The organism is Rhodococcus sp. R1101, from assembly GCF_000278445.1.
In the GTDB taxonomy this organism is placed as follows: Bacteria; Actinomycetota; Actinomycetes; order Mycobacteriales; family Mycobacteriaceae; genus Rhodococcus; species Rhodococcus gordoniae.
Window position 1 is genome coordinate 52114 of the sequence record NZ_AJVB01000002.1, and the last position, 19216, is coordinate 71329.

General features: G+C 68.8%; 13 protein-coding genes and 1 pseudogene. 6 read left to right on the forward strand and 8 right to left on the reverse strand.

The window, feature by feature from the left end:
- Nucleotides 1–4: 4 nt before the first annotated feature.
- From trxA to R1101_RS0100535, 3 genes are all read right to left on the reverse strand, one after another.
- On the reverse strand, nucleotides 5–340 hold the full coding sequence (gene trxA, locus R1101_RS0100525; RefSeq protein ID WP_016931535.1) for a thioredoxin: 336 nt from the start codon (nucleotides 338–340) through the stop codon (nucleotides 5–7).
- Between the two features lie 44 nt (nucleotides 341–384).
- Nucleotides 385–1350: a thioredoxin-disulfide reductase gene (gene trxB / locus R1101_RS0100530; RefSeq protein ID WP_016931536.1), complete on the reverse strand. Its 966-nt coding sequence runs from the start codon at nucleotides 1348–1350 to the stop codon at nucleotides 385–387.
- A 188-nt stretch (nucleotides 1351–1538) separates the two neighbouring features.
- Nucleotides 1539–2738, reverse strand: coding sequence for an NADH:flavin oxidoreductase (locus tag R1101_RS0100535; protein ID WP_026002741.1), 1200 nt, complete (start codon nucleotides 2736–2738; stop codon nucleotides 1539–1541).
- 107 nt (nucleotides 2739–2845) lie between these two features.
- Between R1101_RS0100535 and R1101_RS0100540 the strand changes: the two genes are divergently transcribed.
- Complete coding sequence (locus R1101_RS0100540; RefSeq protein ID WP_016931538.1) at nucleotides 2846–3403, forward strand: TetR family transcriptional regulator; 558 nt, start codon at nucleotides 2846–2848, stop codon at nucleotides 3401–3403.
- A 17-nt stretch (nucleotides 3404–3420) separates the two neighbouring features.
- On the opposite strand, the gene R1101_RS0100545 is transcribed toward R1101_RS0100540, so the two are convergent.
- From R1101_RS0100545 to R1101_RS0100565, 5 genes are all read right to left on the reverse strand, one after another.
- Nucleotides 3421–4146 (reverse strand): hypothetical protein, encoded by a 726-nt coding sequence (locus R1101_RS0100545; RefSeq protein WP_232284637.1) that lies wholly within the window; start codon nucleotides 4144–4146, stop codon nucleotides 3421–3423.
- 54 nt (nucleotides 4147–4200) lie between these two features.
- Nucleotides 4201–4812 (reverse strand): RNA polymerase sigma factor SigM, encoded by a 612-nt coding sequence (sigM, locus tag R1101_RS0100550; protein WP_016931540.1) that lies wholly within the window; start codon nucleotides 4810–4812, stop codon nucleotides 4201–4203.
- A gap of 94 nt (nucleotides 4813–4906) precedes the next feature.
- Entirely contained in the window at nucleotides 4907–8749 is a 3843-nt protein-coding gene (gene murJ / locus R1101_RS0100555) for a murein biosynthesis integral membrane protein MurJ (RefSeq protein ID WP_016931541.1), read from the reverse strand.
- Nucleotides 8746–11226: a DUF6049 family protein gene (locus tag R1101_RS0100560; protein ID WP_016931542.1), complete on the reverse strand. Its 2481-nt coding sequence runs from the start codon at nucleotides 11224–11226 to the stop codon at nucleotides 8746–8748. Before R1101_RS0100560 ends, murJ begins: the two co-directional genes overlap by 4 nt.
- Complete coding sequence (locus R1101_RS0100565; RefSeq protein WP_026002744.1) at nucleotides 11223–11828, reverse strand: NUDIX hydrolase; 606 nt, start codon at nucleotides 11826–11828, stop codon at nucleotides 11223–11225. Before R1101_RS0100565 ends, R1101_RS0100560 begins: the two co-directional genes overlap by 4 nt.
- A 75-nt stretch (nucleotides 11829–11903) precedes the next feature.
- On the opposite strand from R1101_RS0100565, the gene R1101_RS0100570 reads away from it, so the two are divergent.
- From R1101_RS0100570 to R1101_RS0100590, 5 genes and pseudogenes are all read left to right on the forward strand, one after another.
- Nucleotides 11904–13358, forward strand: a complete 1455-nt coding sequence (locus tag R1101_RS0100570) for a CCA tRNA nucleotidyltransferase (protein ID WP_016931544.1) — start codon at nucleotides 11904–11906, stop codon at nucleotides 13356–13358.
- Between the two features lie 151 nt (nucleotides 13359–13509).
- Nucleotides 13510–17571, forward strand: coding sequence for a bifunctional nitrate reductase/sulfite reductase flavoprotein subunit alpha (locus R1101_RS0100575; RefSeq protein WP_016931545.1), 4062 nt, complete (start codon nucleotides 13510–13512; stop codon nucleotides 17569–17571).
- 64 nt (nucleotides 17572–17635) lie between these two features.
- Complete coding sequence (locus R1101_RS0100580) at nucleotides 17636–18040, forward strand: TOBE domain-containing protein (protein WP_016931546.1); 405 nt, start codon at nucleotides 17636–17638, stop codon at nucleotides 18038–18040.
- Nucleotides 18037–18783 carry a molybdate ABC transporter substrate-binding protein gene (gene modA / locus R1101_RS0100585; protein ID WP_016931547.1) on the forward strand — a complete coding sequence of 249 codons (747 nt, stop codon included), beginning with the start codon at nucleotides 18037–18039 and terminating at the stop codon, nucleotides 18781–18783. The genes R1101_RS0100580 and modA overlap by 4 nt, the downstream gene beginning before the upstream one ends.
- Nucleotides 18780–19216: pseudogene (locus R1101_RS0100590) on the forward strand (molybdate ABC transporter permease subunit); the annotation flags it as partial. The gene modA and the pseudogene R1101_RS0100590, both read left to right, overlap by 4 nt.

Here is a 19216-nt window from a genome sequence, read left to right on the forward strand (position 1 = left end):
GGTACTACAGGACGTCCGCGAGGTCCCGAAGCAACGCCGCCTTACCCTTGGCCCCCACGATCGTCTTCGTGGGCTTGCCGCCGGAGAAGAGGATCATCGTAGGGATCGACATGACCTGGTAGTCGCGGGCGGCCGACGGGTTGGCGTCGATGTCGAGCTTGGCGACGGTCAGCTTGTCGCCGTGCTCGGCCGCGATCTCCTCGAGAACCGGAGCGACCATCTTGCACGGACCGCACCAGGTGGCCCAGAAGTCGACAAGGACGGGCTTCTCGGACTGCAGTACGTCCTCGACGAACGACGAGTCGGTGATGGTGACGGTGTTGGCGTTGTTGTCGGCCACGTAGGTCTCCTGAATCTGGGGATGGAATGTGGAACGGGGGTGGATCAGGCTTCGGCGAGCGTGGGGGCGGCGACCTCGCGGTTCGCGACCAGCCAGCGCTCTGCGTCGATGGACGCCGAGCATCCGGTGCCGGCGGCGGTGATCGCCTGACGATAGGTGTGGTCGACGAGGTCGCCGGCGGCGAAGACACCCGGCACGGACGTCGCGGTGGACGGCGCCGAGACCTTCACATAGCCCTCGTCGTCGAGGTCGACCTGACCCTTGACGAGCGAGCTGCGCGGGTCGTGACCGACGGCGACGAACAGGCCGGTGACCGGGAGGTCGCTGCGCTCGCCGGTGACCGTGTCCTCGAGGACGAGGTTCGTGACGCTGTTCTCGCCCTGTACCTCGGCGACCCTCGCGTTGGTGACGAAGCGGATCTTCTCGTTGGCACGGGCGCGCTCGAGCATGATCTTCGACGCGCGGAACTCCTCGCGGCGGTGGATGAGGGTGACGCTGCGGGCGAAGCGCGTCAGGAAGGTCGCTTCCTCCATCGCGGAGTCGCCACCGCCGACGACGGCGATGTCCTGGTCGCGGAAGAAGAAGCCGTCGCAGGTGGCGCAGGCGGAGACGCCGCGGCCGAGCAGCTGCGACTCACCGGGCACGCCGAGATAACGCGGTTCGGCACCCATCGCGAGGATGACGGCGTGGCTGCGGTAGGTCTCGCCGTTGGCGACGACCGTCTTGACCGAGCCCGTCAGGTCCATCTCGTCGACGTCCTCGGTGCGCAGATCGGCGCCGAAACGCAGTGCCTGCTCGCGCATCTGATCCATGAGCTCCGGGCCCATGATCCCGTCCTTGAAACCCGGGAAGTTCTCGACCTCGGTGGTGGTCATGAGCTCCCCACCGAACTGGGTTCCCTCGAAGACGAGCGGGGAGAGTTCGGCGCGGGCCGCGTAGACCGCAGCGGTGTATCCGGCCGGTCCCGAACCGACGATGATGAGGTCGTGAATCGTGGGCGAGGTCGTCATGCGGCGAAGCCTTCCGGTTGGGTGATTCGGGGGCGCAAGAACTGCCGGCGGTCCGGCCGAAACCGGACGGCAGCCTACAGATACTGTCAACACCAGGGTAAACGGTGTTGTTCCCCTCCGACCGTGCGTCCCGCCACAGACGTCCTGTACGGAGCTCGGGCGGTCGCGCTCGATGCGCCGCCGCTTGCTCAGACCGCGTCGGGTACGTCCCGCAGCGTCTCGCGGATCACACAGTGCGTACCGGTGTAGATCGTCGGCATGCACTTGTTGCAGTGGATGCACAGACCTTCCCGGGCCGAGTTGTCCTCGAACTTGCGCACGAGATACGGATCACGCAACAGCGCGCGGCCCATGGCGACGAACTCGAATCCCTCGTCGAGTGCCGTCTCGATGGTGTCGAGTCGGTTGATGCCGCCGAGCAGGATCAGTGGCAGGGACAGCTCGGACCGGAACTGGCGCGCCATCGGCAGGAAGAAAGCCTCCTCGAACGGGAGCTTCGGGAAGATCTTCGGTCCGTAGACCCTGAGTCCCCAGCCGACGACCTTCGGCTGCGACTCCTGGAACTCCTTCATCGGCACGTCGCCGCGGAAGAAGTACATCCCGTTGAGCAGCGAGCTGCCGCCCGTGAGCTGCATGGCATCGATGGTGCCGTCGGACTCGATGAGCTTGGCCATGGGCAGCGACTCGTCGAGCCACAGACCCTGGGGTACGCCGTCGGTCATGTTGAACTTCGCGATGACGGCCACCCTCTCCCCCACTGCCGTGCGGACGGCCTCGAGCACACGACGTGGGAAGGCGGTGCGGTGGGCGATGCTGCCGCCGTACTGGTCGGAGCGCTTGTTGAGATTCGGGCTCATGAAAGAGCTCAGCAGATAATTGTGGCCGAGGTGGACCTCGACGGCGTCGAATCCGGCCTCGGCGGCGACGCGCGCGGCGCGGGCGTAGTTCTCGACCACCCGGTCGAGCTGTTCGAGTGTCGCGCCGCGGACGAGCCCCATGGCGGGGGCACTGATGCGCGTGGACGGTGCGAGCGTCTTCATCTTGTTGGAGATCTGGTTGGCGACGAGTCCGGCGTGGCCGATCTGGGCGGACGCCAGACCGCCGGCGGAGTGCACGGCGTCGGTGAGCCGGGTCAGGCCGGGCACGGCATCGGCGTCGAGCACGAGGGTGTCGCGGTGGACGCGGCCGTCGCGGGAGACCGAGCAGTACGCCACGGTCGTGAGGGCGGTACCGCCGCGGGCGACTTCGGCGTGGAACTCGACGAGTTCGTCGGTGACGGTTCCGCGGGGCATCACACCTTCGAAGGTCGCTGCCTTCACGATGCGGTTGCGGAGGGTGAGCGGCCCGAGTCGGGCCGGCTCGAACACGGTGGGTCGCGGCGAAGACATGCCCCTACTTTCGATGCCAGTGGTACCGTAATTACGTTTCGACTATAACGCTGGTCACAGTCCGCGCCAGATCGATTCCCACTCAGCCCTGCGACATCACGGATCCCATGCCGACCACCACTCCCGGGCGTCCTCGCGACCCCCGAATAGACAACGACGTCCTCACCGTCACCCGCGACATGCTCCGCAGTCACGGCTGGGACGGACTGAGCCTGCGTGCCATCGCTGCCCGCGCCGGTGTCGGCCGCGCCGCTCTCACCCGCCGATGGCCGACCAAGGCCCACCTGGTGCTCGACGCGCTGCTCGGATCCGCACCCGACCTGACGCCCTACGACGGCATCGATCGCAAGGGCTGGATCGAATGGGTGGTCGCCGGGAGCATCGAGCTGTTCTCACGAGCCGAGGTCCGCGCAGCGCTGCCAGGGCTCCTCGCGGCACTGCGCGACCACGACGACCTCCGCAACACGCTCTGGCGCACGTTCAGCGGGCCCAGTACCGCCCTGTTCGTCGACGGTGAGGATTCGGACGTCGAGATCGATGCCAAGGCAGTGCTCGTGATGGCGGCGGGGTCGGCGCTGTTCGCCGGGCTCATCGCCGCGGAGGACGACACGCCCGCCCTGCGCACCCGGATCCTGGAACTGCTCTCCACGGTGGCGGAACGCTGACCGGAGGCGGTGCGCCGTCAGCCGATCGTCTTCCGGACCAATGTTGCGGGATTGTCTGCGTCGCAGTCCGTCCCGACCACCAGCGCCGTCAATGCCGGAGCGTCGGCACCGCTCATCAGGACGAGGACGGCATCGTCGTCCCCGAACCGCACGGTGCGTGAACCGAGAGGTGCCTGCCCGTAAAAACCGTTCGCGTCCAGACATTCCCGGAGACGATCGGGGCCGCCGAGAAGACCGGGCTCGGTCTCACCGATCATCGTCCGCAGGGCGGAGGGCTCGAGCAGGGTCTCGTCCTCCGCGGCCGCGACGGGAATCCGGGCCGGATCATCGTTGCCGAGAACAGTTCCGCGCACGACCATCACGAGCATCACCGCCACCGCGGCAGCCACCCCCACACCGGCCATCGCCCACCCTCGACGCTGCGCGAGCATCCGGGACGGGGTGGGCCGGTCTTCCGCGAGCGCCGACTCGATCCGCGCGGCGATCTCGGGCGGAATCGCTTCCTTCGACGGAGCGTCGCGCAGGGCCGACAACCGCGCCTGGGTCGCATCGAGTCGCGCCAGATACGCGACGGCCTGGGGATCGCGACGTACCAGCGGCCACAACCGGTCCGCGAACGCCTCCTCGAGGACACCCGCGTGCAGATCGGCGAGCAACTCGGCGGAGTACGGCGGACGCATCCCGGCAGAGTACGACGGAGGCACCTCGGCCGAGTACGACGGGCGCATATCGTCCTCGTTCATGCGCGACTCTCCTCCGCGGCTCGGCATCCCTCACCAGAGTAAGACGGAGGCGGATCACAATCGGTTCCCGTCGGTGCGAAGGTCGTCGAGAAGGACCGCGAGCCGGCTCCGCGCGCGGGCACACCGGCTCTTCACCGTGCCCTCCGGGATGCCGAGGCGCCGCGCGGCCTCCCGGACGGAGAAACCTTCGACGTCGACCGCGACGACAGCCGCTCGTTGCTCGGGTGGCAGTGCGAACAGGGCGGATTCGATGTCGAGTGCCACCTCGGCGTCGCGGATGGGGTCGCGGGCCGTACGCAGGTCGTGCGAATCGTCCTCGAACAACGGGACCGTCACGCGTACGCGATTGCGGCGGATGCGATCGAGGCACGCGTTGACGACGATCGAATGCAACCAGCTGCGTACCGCGGCGTCCTCCCGGAAGCTCGACGCCCGCCGATGCGCCGCGAGCAGCGCCTCCTGCAAGGCGTCGGCCGCGTCCTCGTTCGAGTAACTGGTCCGCCGCGCGACCTGCCACAGATGGTCGTGATGTCGTGCCAGCAAGGTGGAGAAGGCGTGCCGGTCGCCCGCGACGTGTGCTGCGAGCAGTTCGACATCCGACACCACACCATCGGACGCCACCCCGTCCGCTGCCACCCCGTCCGGCACAGCACAGCCGTCGTTCATACCCCCGTCGGGCACGGCGAGTTTTGCGATCCCCCCGAAAATTCGCACGCGCGGATGGTAGCCGATCCGGACCGTTCCGCCCGGCTGTCCGCGGTCAGCCTGCGGTGGTGAATTCCACTTCGGAGATGGAACTCTTGTTGCTTCCGCCGCTCGAGCTCAGATCGGTGATCCACAGCAGCACGTGCGAGGTCTGCCCGTCCGACTCGACCGGGATGGTGGTCTCACCGGAAGCCAGTGTGCCCGAACCGATCACCTGCGTCTGATCGAGCGACGTCGACTCGGAGGGAGCACTGCGGACCTCGAGAACGGTGCCCGGCATGTCGGTGGTCACGGTCACCGAGGAGAGTTCCGATGCGTCGGCGAGCGTGAACAGAAGTCCGACACCGTTCTTCAGCGACGGGAACGGATCGAAATAGGCGTCGGTGCTCCACGAGGTGGACGGATCGCCGTCGATCGCCTGCGACGCGGTGGCCGGCGAGTCGGGTGTGCCCTGCGGGGAGAACACCGACACGGAGCGCGCCGAGACCGGAGCGGTCGCGGCGGGCCGCGGCGGCGCAGCCTCGGCCTGCCCGCCACCCGGCCCGTCTTCTGCGGGTGCCTCGGCCGTGGAGGTCAGGCCGAACTCCTGACTCGTCAGCGGGGCGTCGTCGGCGTCGCCGGCGAGCAGGTTCGCGATCCACCATCCGATGAGCGCGAGCAGCAGCACCGTCGTGACACCGAGCGCGGCGAGCGCGATGAGCATCCGCTGGGAGTGCTTCTTCTTCTGTTCCAGCGCCTCGGGATCCGCGAGCGCATGGGACTCGGCGGCGGCAGCGCGCTGCCCGATCCGCAGCGCCGGGATCATCTCGGTCTTCTGGTCGACGACCGAGGCCTGATCGAGGATGTGCTGCACGGTGGCGGCGGTACGGATGCCGCCGTCCTCGGACAGGGCGCGCACCGCGACCGCCGAGATCTCGAACGGGACATCGGGACGCAGGATGCGCGGTTCCACAGGGACACCGTCCGCGTTGCGGTCGGCCTCCGGCATCCCGCCGATGGTGGCACCGCTGTGGTGCGGGGCGGGGGCGCCGCCCGGAGCCGTCGGCTCACCCAGCGGCCACCGCCCGGTCATGAGTCCGTAGAGGCTCGCACCGAGGCCGCGGACGTCGGCCATCGCGTCGGCATCGGAGAACGTCGCGGGGAAGGCCAGCACGGCGTCGCCGGCGACGCTGATCCGGATGCGGTCCGGGTGGTCGATCGACAGGGCGCTGCCCGCACGGTGCGTCGCCTCGGCCGCGGCCGCAAGTGCGCGGATCGCGCGGGCAGCACCGATCGGCGACGGCTCGGTGGTGGACATCTCCTTCAACGACCGGCCGGGGGTCCACTCCGAGACGACGATGCCGCCGGAGCTGCCGCGCACCACGTCGAGGACGCGGGCGAGGCCGGGCGAGTTGATTCGACCGAGACGCAGGGTGCGCGAGAGCACGGCCTGCGGGGAATCGGGGCCGGTGCCGTCGGCTGCACGCTGTTCGGCGTCGACGAAGGTCAGCGCTACCTCACGGTCGAGCTTGACGTCGAGTGCCTGCCAGAAGCGCAGACCGCGCGCTCCGCCGTGCGGCGCGAGAAGCCGGTAGCGACCACCGGCGACCGAGGCGCCGGCGATGAGGTCGGGGCCGCGCATCGGGCGGCGCGGCTGGGAGGCCGGACCCGTGACGCGCATCGGCGGGAGCTGCGGGGATCCGACCGGGATGACACCCGTGTCGAGGTTCGGATCGCGCGGCGGACGGCCGCCGTCCTTGCCGGCAGGTTTCTGCCGTGCGGCGGCATCGGCAGGTGTCTGCCGCGTGGCGGCATCGATGGTGGACTTGCCGGCAGCGTGGTCGTCGCTCACCCTCACTCCTTCGTTGTCGACTCGTCCACTTCCGGTGTGCAGACGCGGGTCGCCGCTGGGGGCCGCGAAGAACCGTGGTCGCCGGCTCCCGGACCGTACCTGCTGCTGATCAGGGTACGGGAGTTGTCCGTGTGCATTGTTGCGACCGGGCACGTCCCTGATGACGGGCATGACCTCTGTGATGGCGTCATAAGGTCCGACGCCGTACTCGCCGTAGTCGATACGCGGCAGGACGACGGTCTTCTCGGCATCCGATTCCGCGTAGCGCGGACGCGGGACGCGGGCGGGTGCTTCGCCGGCGGTCGTTCCGGTGTCGGGTTCGGCCGGTGCCTCCTCGGCCGGGGCGGTACCGCGCAGCGCCGCGACCTTCCGGCGCACGGCGGCCTCGATCGCGAGGATCTCCGGCACCTTGAGCAGGTACATCCCGACCAGGGCGACGAGCACCATCAGCACACCGTCGAGCCCGACCCGCACCAGCGAGCCGATGCCCCCGAAGCGGTCGGCGAGTGCGTCGAGCTGTAGGAGACGGTCGGTCATCAGGACCACGATCGCCGCGGCCAGCGACGCGAGCACGACATGCCAGACCGTACGGCCGACGTTCGCCATCTGCAGGTCGCCGAGCGTGCGGTGCAGCAGATAGCCGCCGATGAACGCTCCGACGGTGAATGCGATGCCGGTGGCCGCGCCGAGGAGCAGCACCACCTGCTCGTCGTTCGCCGCCACGACGGGTGCCAGTGCGGACAGACCGATCTTGACGGCGGTGATGCCGAGGATGATCCAGGTGGGGGTCCAGGCCTGTTCACGGGCGTAGAACACGCGCAGGTGGATGAGGACCAGGGAGTACGGGATGAGGGTGAACGCCGACCAGCTCACTGCCTGGCCGAGACGTTCGGCGTTGCTGTCGCCGAAGTTGCCGTAGCCGTACAGCGCGGCGCCGACCTGCGAGCCCGCGATCGTCAGGAAGGTGACGATCGGGATGAGCGAGATCATGGTGAGGCGGGTCGCGACGGACAGGTCGTCGACGACGGCCGGGGTGTCGTCCGCGGCGGCGTTGCGGCTCAGCCGCGGCATGATCGCGGTGAGCACGGTGACACCGAGGACGCCGTAGGGCAGCTGCAGCAGCAGCCACGCGTTGTTGTAGATCGCGGGACCGGCTTCGTCGGCGCCCGACGACACGCGGGTCGCGAAGACCATGCCGGCCTGGCTGATCAGCACGTACAGCACGATCGCGGCGGCCATGCCACCGAACTGCCGGAGCCGGTCGTCGAGACCCCACAGCGGCCTGAGATCGATGCCCTCGCGGCGGAGCGCGGGTACCAGGCACATCGCCTGCGTGATCACGCCGAGCAGCACACCGACACCGAGGACGAGCAGTTTCGGATCGCTCATCCGCACCGGATCGAGGGTGATCTCACCCGGCATCAGGTAGTAGATCACCAGCACGGTGAGCACCACGAGGTTGTTGCACACCGGGGCCCACGCGCCCGGCTTGAACACCTGCCGGGTGTTGAGGATGCCCGTGAACAGGCCCGACAACCCGTAGAACATGATCGCGGGCAGGAGCAGGTACGACAGCGCCGTGGTCAGCGACGTCGACACCTTGCCGGACTCGTCGAGGAAGACGTGGGTGGTGAGGACCGGGGCCGCGGCCACGGCGAGAACCGTGGCGGTACCGAGCAGCACGAGCGCCGCGGTGAACAACCGGCGGACGAACGCCTCACCGCCGTCGGGGTCCTCCCTCTCGGCCCGCACCAGCACCGGAACGACGATCGAGGTCAGGACGGCACCGAGTACCAGCTCGGAGATCATGTTGGGGATCTGGTGCGCCACGGTGAAGGACGACGCGACGCTCGCACCGAGCAGGGTGAGGACGAGCAGCTGCTTGAGGAAGCCGGTGATACGGCTGACCAGGGTCGCGACGGCGATGGAGCCGGTCGCCGCCAGCAGACTCTGCGGCTTGCGGCGACCCGCACCGGCACCCGTGACGTCCGGTGACGTGGTGGGCGAGTCGGGCGGGCCCGGGTTCGGGTGTGTCTCCACGTCGTCCCGTGTGGAGTTCCCGGTCATTTCTCATACCCTTCGTCGGCTGGGTCCGGTTCTCCCCGGAACCGGTGCAGAAGTCGCCTGCCCGCCAGGAACAGCAGAAGCGCTCCTGCACACCCCGTGACGACGGCGAGGATCCGGCCGTACGCATTGGAACGTACCGTCACCGTCGTCGGGCTGCCGAGCGGCAGGCCGGACTCGGTGGTGAGCGCGAACTCCAGTTCGAGTTTCCGCGAGTCGCTGATCTGCGCCGGCACGGTGAGGGTGCGGCTGCCGCGCGGCGGGAGCTGGGTGGGCCCGATATCGGTGACGTCCACCGCGGCGGGCACGTCCACCTGCAGGCGCACGGTGATGCCCACGGGCAGGTCGTTGCGGGCCGTCAGTAGCAGCGGACTCTGTTCGGACGTGAGGGTGTAGACACCGCCGGTCGAGATCACCGTCACGGCGTCGTAGATGTCGTCGACGGCCTCGCGCACCTCGGCGGCACGGTGCTCGCCGGTCGCATAGGCGCCGTCGGCGTCGTCGCCGCGACGACCGGCCAGGGTCATCGCGCGCAGCAGGTCCTCGCGCAGGGGGGCAGTGAACTGTTGCGGGGTGAGCTGGGCCTGCGGGTCCTCGACGAGCGCGGTCTGGATCGCGTCGAGGCGGTGGATCTGTTCCTCGGCCTCGGACACGACGGCAGCCGAGGCACCGTCGGTGATCGCCTGCTCGGGATAGACGAGCAGCGAGGCGGTCGGATCGTTCGCGGTGCTCGCGGCCGCGTCGACGAGCGCGGCGAAGGGGCGGGGTGTGGTCAGACCCGACCGGACGAGCGTGGAGAGCATGGACAGCACGGCGGCGGCGTCGTCCGGTGACGCCGACCAGTTCTGCGGCGGCGCGAACAGCACCGATCGGCCCGCGGCCGGCGGTGGCTCCCCGGTGGCCTCGCTGACCGTCGGCACGAGGGCGGGCCAGGCCAGCGCCCCGAGGGAATCCTGCAGGCGGGCCGTGGAGGAATCGCGGGTCAGGTCGTAGCGCGCCGCGGCGGGGACGAAGGACGGTGTCTGCGGGTCGGTGCCCATTCCCGCCAGTGCCGCGGAACCGGACGAGTCGAACAGGGCGGCGGTGAGTCCTGAGACACCGGAGATCCGGAAGCCGTTGCCACCCGGCGCGGTGGACGCCGATGTGGTGCCGGCGAGCAGGGCGCGACCGCCTTCGACGGCGTTGTCGGACAGCAGGGCGGTCGCCGGGCCGTCGGCGGTGAGCATCGATCCGGTCTTCTCGGTGAGGACACCGGCGTCGGGCCACACCACGCCCGGGGTGGAGGTGATGCCGAGGATCGAATCGACGATCGCTGCCGGTGACCCGAGCGCCGATTCGGTGAGCGACGAGTCGGCGAGGTCGGCGAGGGCGGTGAGATCGACCTGGGCGAACGGCACCGCCATCGTGCAGGTCGTCGCAGCGAGGGCGCGCAACCGTCCGAGCCACGCCACCGCGGCGTCCGTGCCCGTTCCCGGCCGTGCGTCGCCGGTCGGTTCGTCCGGGTCGTCGACCACCAGATAGTCGCGTGTCATGTTCGCCACGGTCACGAGGAGATCCGGATCGACGGCCAGGCACAGTCCCTCGAGGACGCGGGGCTCGGTGCGAGCGGTGTCTTCGACGGCGCGCAGCAGGCCGTCCAGCCGCCCGCCCTCGGCGAGCGAGACCGCGAGGTCGTCGTCGATCAGCCGCACGGGTTCGGTGCCGGAACCGGCCACGCCGGCGGCGAGCCGGGGCCGGTCGGCCAACGGCCACAGCATCGTGACCGCGGCGGGGCGGGACACATCGGGCGGCACGGCAGGGAACGACTTCTCGTCGCTGTCGAGCAGACCGCCGTCGGACGAGCGGGTCGTGCCCCGCGACCCGCCGTTCCCTGTTCCGGTCTCCGCGGGGATCTCGTCGCTCGCGGGAACCGCGAGCACGGGCAGCAGGAAGCGTGCATCGTCGAGCCGGGCCGCGCCGCCGTACTCGGGGACCCCGTTGACGTTCACCAGCAGCGGATAGACGCCGGGAGTGTCGATGTCGAGCGAGGGAACCAGGTCGGAGCGCAGCGGCAGTTCGAGTTCGAAGTCGGTGCGCTCACCTTGTTCCAGCCGGTCGGCGACCTCCTCGAACTCGCCGACCGTGTCGAATCCGGCCTGGTCGAGGGACAGCGAGGTGCGCAGGGCCGCCGAATCCGAGATCACCGGTGCGCGCTGCAGTCGCACCCAGACGTCCTCGACGTCCCGGTCGCCGATGTTCGTCACCGTGCCGCGGACCCTGACGACGGACCCACTCGTGAGCGTGACGGTCTGCGGCGTCACCTCGTCGATGCTCAGCTCGAGAAAGCGCGGCTGGTCGGGGTCGATCTGCGCCGCCGCCGGATCCGCCGTCGCCGTCGGGAGAAGAGCCGCCGGCAGGAATGGCGTCACGCCTGCCGTTGTGAGGACGAGTACGAGCACGGCGAGCACCGCGGCGCCCGCCCGGGACACCACCACCGTCATCCGCGTGGGGCCCCCGGTTCGTCGACGTCGGGGAGCCGCTTCTGATCCATCTCGGCGATGAGCCGATCGGCGATGTCCGCGAGTTTGCGCTCGTCGGCGTATGCCAGACGGTTCCGCAGTTCCCGCAGCGGCACCCACGCCACCTCGGTGACCTCGACGTCCGCGTCGGAGAGTTCTCCGCCCAGATAGCGCAGCAGGTAGTGGTGCACGGTCTTGTGGACCCGGCGCCCCTCGGTGACGAACCAGTAGTCGATGCTGCCCAGTTCGGCCAGGACCGCACTGCGCACCCCGGTCTCCTCGTGGACCTCGCGCATGGCGGTTTCCTCGGCGGTCTCACCGTGCTCGATGTGACCCTTCGGCAACGACCACAGCAGGCGGCCCCGGCGGTCGGTGCGGCCGATCAGCGCGGCACAGAGTTTCTCGGGCGGCCCGCCGAGTCCGTCGACCACCAGACCTCCCGCGGAGGTCTCGCGGACGGTCCGCATGCGGGGTCCGGGCGAAGCGGACGAACCGGGTGAAGCGCCGTGAGCGGTCTTCTTGGTGCCCGCGCCACGCCGCCGCGAGCTGCGGCGGTTACGGTTGGCACGTTCGGCGGGCGACACCTCATAGATAGTAGATGGACCGACGTCGGTCCCGGCTCAACCACACGAACGTGCTGCTCGGTAAGGTGCAAAGACGTGAACTCCCCCACCGCGGACACCGACCGTCGTACCCGGCTGCTCGCCGGAGCCGAGGCCACTCTGCGTGATCTGTCCGACATCCTCGCCCCGCTGGGTGCGCGGTTCGCCGACGCCGGACACGAGCTGTATCTCGTCGGGGGCAGCGTGCGCGACGCGCTGCTCGGTCGCCTCGGCACCGATCTCGACTTCACCACCGACGCGCGTCCGGAGGTCGTGCAGGAGCTGCTGCGCGGATTCGTCGACCATCAGTGGGACACCGGCATCGACTTCGGCACGATCAGTGCGGTGAAGGGACTCGAGCAACTCGAGATCACCACCTTCCGCAGCGACGCCTACGACCGTGTCACACGCCACCCCATCGTGAAGTACGGCACGAGTCTCGAGGACGATCTCGTGCGCCGCGACTTCACCGTCAACGCGATGGCCGTGCGCATCGGAGCGGACGGCGCGGGCGAGTTCGTCGACCCCCTCGGCGGCATGGACGCCTTGCTCGCCGGCGTGCTCGACACCCCCGCGAAGCCCGAGGACTCCTTCCACGACGACCCGTTGCGCATGCTCCGTGCGGCGCGCTTCGTCTCCCAGCTCGGATTCGCCCTCACCGAGCGCGTGCACACCGCGATCGTCGCCATGGCCGACGAGATCCTGCGGATCAGCGCGGAACGGGTGCAGGCCGAGCTCGACAAGCTGATCCTCGGCGACTACCCGATCGAGGGCATCGACACGATGGTCGAGACGGGGCTCGCGCAGCGGGTGATCCCCGAGATCCCCGCGATGAAACTCGAGATCGACGAGCACCACCAGCACAAGGACGTCTACTGGCATTCGCTGACCGTGCTGAAGCAGGCCATCGCTCTCGAGGACGGCGACCCCGATCTCGTCCTACGGTGGGCCGCGCTGCTGCACGACATCGGCAAGCCCGGCACCAAGCGCAACGAGCCGCACGGCGGCGTCAGCTTCCACCATCACGAGGTGGTCGGCGCGAAACTCGTGCGCAAGCGCATGCGCGCGCTCAAGTACTCGAAGCAGATGATCGAGGACGTGAGCCGCCTGGTGTTCCTGCACCTGCGCTTCCACGGATACGGCAAGGGCCAGTGGACGGATTCGGCGGTCCGCCGATACGTGCACGATGCCGGGCCGCTGCTGCCGAAGCTCCACAAGCTCGTGCGCGCCGACTGCACGACCCGCAACAAGCGTCGTGCCGCTGCCCTGCGGTCCACCTACGACGGACTCGAGGAACGGATCGAGCGGATCGCCGCCGAGGAGGATCTCGCCAAGGTGCGGCCCGATCTCGATGGCAACGCGATCATGGAGCTTCTCGGGATCCCCGCAGGTCCGACGGTCGGCAAGGCGTGGACCTATCTCAAGGAGCTCCGGCTCGATCGCGGTCCGCTCGAGCGCGACGAGGCCGAGGCCGCGCTGCTCGAGTGGTGGGCGCACCAGCAGAAGGCCTGATCTCACATCGCCGTGACGGCGTCATCTCACACTGCCGTGACGGCGAGGTGAGCCAGATGTCACCGCGTGCTCACCGCGGGTGACGCCACGGCAACACCTGTTCTCCAGCATGGACACCGGCGTAGTCGAGACGGTGTCTAGGAGTTGCGGGATGCAGGACGAGATCACCACGGTGAAATCCACCTGCTCCTACTGCGGTGTGGGATGCGGGATGCTCCTCGATGTCGCCGTCGATCCGGTGACGGGCGATCGACGAGTGGTGAGGGCATACGGAGACAAGGATCATCCGGCCAACAGGGGACGGTTGTGCACGAAGGGCGCGACGAGCGCCGAAATGCTCGCCGCCGGGGGCCGGCTGGCGACTGCGTGGATGCGTTCCGAGCGGGCGGCCGAGGTCGCCCCGCTCCCTCTCGACGATGCGATCGCGGAAACCGCGCGGCGCCTGAGCGGCATCGTCGCGGCCCACGGCCCCGATGCGGTGTCCCTCTACGTCTCGGGACAGATGTCCCTCGAGGCCCAGTACCTCGCGACCAAGCTCGCGAAGGGATACCTGCGCACCTCGCACATGGAGTCGAACTCGAGACTGTGCATGGCCGGCGCTGCCACTGGGTACAAGCAGTCGCTCGGATCCGACGGCCCGCCCGGCTCGTACGAGGACTTCGACCACGCCGGCGTCTTCTTCGTGTCGGGTTCCAACATGGCCGACTGCCATCCCATCCTCTTCCTCCGCATGATGGATCGGGTCAAGGCGGGAGCGCGGCTGATCGTCGTCGATCCTCGGCGCACCGCCACGGCCGACAAGGCCGACCTGTTCCTGCAGATCGTGCCGGGCACCGACCTGGCGTTGCTCAACGGACTGCTGCATCTGATCGTCGAGAACGGGCACGTCGACCGTGCCTTCGTCGAGGAGTTCACCGACGGCTGGGACGCGATGGAGTCCTTCCTCGCCGACTACCCACCGCACCTCGTCGCCGAGGTCACCGGTCTGGCCGAGGCCGACATCCGCACGGCGGCGCAGTGGATCGGCGAGGCCGGCGACTGGATGAGTTGCTGGACCATGGGTCTGAACCAGAGCACCCACGGCACGTGGAACACGAACACGATCTGCAATCTGCACCTTGCGACCGGAGCGATCTGCCGCGCCGGCAGTGGGCCGTTCTCCCTCACCGGCCAGCCCAACGCCATGGGTGGCCGCGAGATGGGATACATGGGGCCGGGTCTGCCGGGGCAGCGCAGTGTCCTCTCCGACGACGACCGCGCGTTCGTCGAGGACCGCTGGTCGCTGCCGCGCGGCACGCTGCGCACCGAGGGCGGCGGTGGCACCGTCGACATGTTCGAGCGGATGGCGGCCGGAGAGATCAAGGCGTGCTGGATCATCTGCACCAATCCCGTGGCGTCGATAGCGAATCGGTCCACCGTTCTCGAGGCGCTCGGGAAGGCCGACCTGGTGATCGTGCAGGACGTCTATCTCGAAACCGAAACGGCTTCGTACGCAGACGTTCTCCTCCCCGCTGCTCTGTGGGCCGAATCCGAGTACGTCACCGTGGGATCCGACCGCACCGTCAATCTCCTGCAGCAGGCCGTCGAACCCGTCGGCGAGTCGCTGCCCGACTGGAAGATCATCGCGCGGGTCGCGCAGGAGATGGGTTTCGGCGATGCCTTCGACTACTCGAGTGCCGAGGAGATCTTCGAGGAGATCACCGGATTCGCGAACCCGCAGACCGGATACGACCTGCGCGGCATGACCTACGACCGGCTGCGGGAAGGACCGGTGCAGTGGCCGTGCCCGCCGCAGTCGACCGAGACACGTCACCCCGTCCGCTATCTCAACGACGGGACGAGCCGGACGCCGGTGGTGCGCGAGGACGGTTCCGGACCGCGCCTGGCGTTCGCGACCCCCGACGGCCGTGCCCGCTTCTTCCCGCGACCGCACATGCCCGCCGCGGAGATGCCCGACGACGAGCACCCGTTCGTCCTGAATACCGGACGGGTCCAGCACCAGTGGCACACCCTCACCAAGACGGGGAAAGTCGAGAAACTCACCAAGCTGAATCCCGGGCCGTTCGTCGAGATCAATCCCGAGGACGCCCGACGCCTGTCGATCGTCGAGGGTGATCGCGTCGAGATCGCGTCGCGTCGGGGGCGGGCCGTGCTGCCCGCCGCCGTCACCGATCGGGTGCTGCCGGGTAATTGTTTCGCGCCCTTCCACTGGAACGACCTGTTCGGCGACGACCTCGCCGTCAACGCCGTGACGAACGACGCCGTCGACCCGGCCTCGCTGCAACCCGAGTTCAAGGTCTGCGCCGTATCGGTGCGTAAGGTCGCGAGCGGAATCGAACCGGTACTCGAGGGTGGCTCGGTGATCGATCGCCTCGAGACGGTGCTGGGGCTCGAGAGTATTCCCGCGCCGACCTTCGACGACGCCGAACGCGGTTATCTCGCCGGTTTGCTCGCCGGACTCAGAACTACGGATGTCGCTGCGACACCGGTACTTCCGGCGACCGCGCCGTTCCCGGCCGACAAGCGCGCCTGGGTGGACGGGTTGCTCGCCGGAATGTACGCGCACTCGGTTCCGGCTCCCGACGCGACCCCCGGTGAGGCGGTGCCGGACGGGCCGGCCGTCGTGGTGGCCTGGGCGTCGCAGACCGGCAACGCCGAATCCTTCGCGGCGAGTTGTGCACAGCGGCTGCGCGATGCCGGTCGCGCGGTGCGCCTGGCGGGACTGAACGAACTCGATATCGCGACGCTGGCGGACATCGAGGAATTCGTGGTCGTCACGAGTACGTTCGGCGACGGCGACCCGCCCGACAACGGCGGTTCGTTCTGGCGGGCACTCGACGCCGACACCGCACCCGTTCTGTCCGGAATGCGCTACGCGGTACTGGCTTTCGGGGACTCGAGTTACGACGATTTCTGCGGATTCGGACGTCGCGTCGACGACCGTCTGAGTGTTCTCGGCGCGACCCGCCTGACCGGGCGTGTCGACTGCGAACCCGGAGAGGACGAGCGCGCACAGAACTGGCTCGAGTCGCTCGTACCGATGCTGGGAGGCTCGACGGCCCCGGTTGCCTCGGCCGCGCCGGCTCCGGTCTCTCCCGTCTACACCCGCAACTCGCCGCTCGTCACGCGGATCACCCGCAATATCGCACTCAGCGGCGCGGGTTCGGCGAAGGACGTGCGCCAGTTCGGATTCGAGATCTTCGATCCCGCATTCGAATACGAGGCCGGCGACGCCCTCGGGGTGATGCCGACGAACGGCCCGGAAGCCGTCGACGAATGGCTCCAGGTCACGGCCCTCGACGCGGAGACCGCCGTCGAACTCGGCGACCGTCCCACCGTGCCGCTGCGGGAGGCCGCGACGCGTCACCTCGACATCACCCGGGTGACACCGGAACTGCTCCGGTTCGTGCAGAAGCAGAGCGGCAGTGCCGAACTCGCGAAGCTACTGCGACCGGGCAACAAGATCGAGCTGCAGCAGTGGCTGTACGGGCGGCAGGCGATGGACGTCATCGCCGAGTACCCGTTCAAGGCACCCTGGGTCGAATGGAAGGAGCTGCTCGGTCGTCTTCGTCCGCGCCTGTACTCGATCTCGTCGAGCCCCAGGACGAATCCCCGCGAGGTGCAGCTGACGGTGTCGGTGGTGCGCTACGAGTTCGAGGGTCGCTCCCGGGCGGGCGTGTGCTCGTCTTTTCTCGCCGATCACAGCAAGGGCATGGACATTCCGATCTTCGTGCAGCGTAACGATCACTTCCGGCCGCCGGCGGCGGAGACCGACATGATCATGGTCGGTCCGGGCACGGGCATCGCGCCGTTCCGTGGTTTCCTCCACGATCGTCGCGAGGCCGGGCACACGGGCCGCAACTGGCTGTTCTTCGGTGACCAGCGAGCCGAGACCGACTATCTCTACCGCGACGAGATCGAGTCGATGCACGAGGGCGGCTTCCTCACCGAACTGGCCCTGGCGTTCTCCCGCGACCAGCGGCAGAAGATCTACGTGCAGGACCGGATACGCGAGCACGGCGCGCAGGTGTGGAAATGGCTGCAGGACGGTGCCCACTTCTACGTGTGCGGCGATGCGGGCCGTATGGCGAAGGACGTCGACGCGGCCCTGCGCGAGGTGGTGCAGGCGCACGGACGGCTCGACCGGGACGCCGCCGCGGCGTACGTCGAGCAGATGGCCGCCGACAGGCGGTACGTCCGCGACGTCTACTGATTCCCTTGTTTGTCCGCAGACGCGGATATAACGTGTCGTTCATGACGTATATGCGGAGAGAAGAGTGACGGCGATCCGGATCCGCGATGCCGCGGCGCTGCTGGGAGTCAGCGACGACACGGTCCGCCGCTGGATCGACCAAGGGTTGCTGCAGGCCGGCAAGGACTCCGCCGGACGCAAGACCGTCGACGGCGGCGAACTGGCCGAGTTCGCGCGCACCCAGGCGGCCTCCGGCCCCGACCCGCTCGGGGTGGGCAGCTCCGCCCGCAACCGCTTCGTCGGACTCGTCACGCGCGTCGTGTCCGACACCGTCATGTCGCAGGTGGAGATGCAGTGCGGTCCGCACCGGGTCGTCTCGCTCATGAGCACCGAGGCCGTGACCGAACTCGGTCTCGAGCCGGGCAGCATCGGTGTGGCCGTCGTGAAGGCGACCACCGTCATCGTCGAGACACCCGGAGGGGCCGAATGATGCGCCGGGCGCTCGCCGTGCTCGCTGCCGCTGCGGCTCTGACGTCGTGCGGCAGCGGTGGAGGGGGCTCGGAGGTCCTCACGGTCTACGCGGCGGCCTCGCTTCGGGCTCCGTTCACCGAGATCGCCGAACGATTCGAGCAGACGAACCCCGGAGTGACGGTGGAGTTCTCCTTCGCCGGCTCGTCCGATCTCGAGACCCAACTCGAGCAGGGCGCACCGGCCGACGTCTTCGCCTCCGCCGACACCCGCACGATGGATTCCGCCGTCGAGGCCGGACTCGTTACCGGTGAACCGATCCCGTTCGCGACCAACACGCTCACGATCGTCACCGAACCCGGGAACCCCGAGAACATCACGTCGTTCGCCGATCTCGCCGGCACGGGCGTCTCGGTGGTCGTGTGTGCGCCTCAGGTGCCGTGCGGTGCTGCCACCACGCGACTCGAGGAGGCTGCCGGTACCGACCTCGAGCCGGTGTCCGAGGAGTCGTCGGTGACCGACGTGCTCGGCAAGGTCACCTCGGGTCAAGCCGATGCCGGTCTGGTCTACGTCACCGACGCGACGAGCGCCGGCGAGACCGTCTCCGTCGTCTCCGTTCCGGAGGCTGCGGAGATCGTCAACGTCTATCCCATAGCAAGGCTGTCGGATTCCGGCAACGCCACTCGCGCCGATGATTTCGTGCGCTTCGTCACCGGAGCGGACGGCCGGGCGGTCCTCGCCGATGCGGGCTTCGGCATACCGTGACCGCGACGGGACTACCCCGGTGGTTGTTCGTCCCCGCCGCGCTCGGGTTGCTGTTCGTCGTCGTGCCCCTGGTGTCGATGCTGCTCACCGTCGACTGGACGACGTTCCCGTCGCTCGTGACGTCCCCGGCGTCCCTCGACGCGCTCGCATTGAGCCTGCGCACCTCCGCGGCCGCTACGGCATTGTGCCTCGTGCTCGGCGTGCCTCTCGCGGTGGTCCTCGCGCGCAGCCCCTTCCGCTGGATATCCGTGATCCGCGGGTTCGTCCTGCTGCCGCTCGTGCTGCCACCGGTCGTGGGTGGCATCGCCCTGCTCTACACCTTCGGACGCCGGGGGCTGATCGGTGAGCATCTCCACGCGCTCGGCGTGCAGATCGCCTTCACCACCACGGCGGTCGTGCTCGCGCAGACCTTCGTCGCACTGCCCTTCCTCGT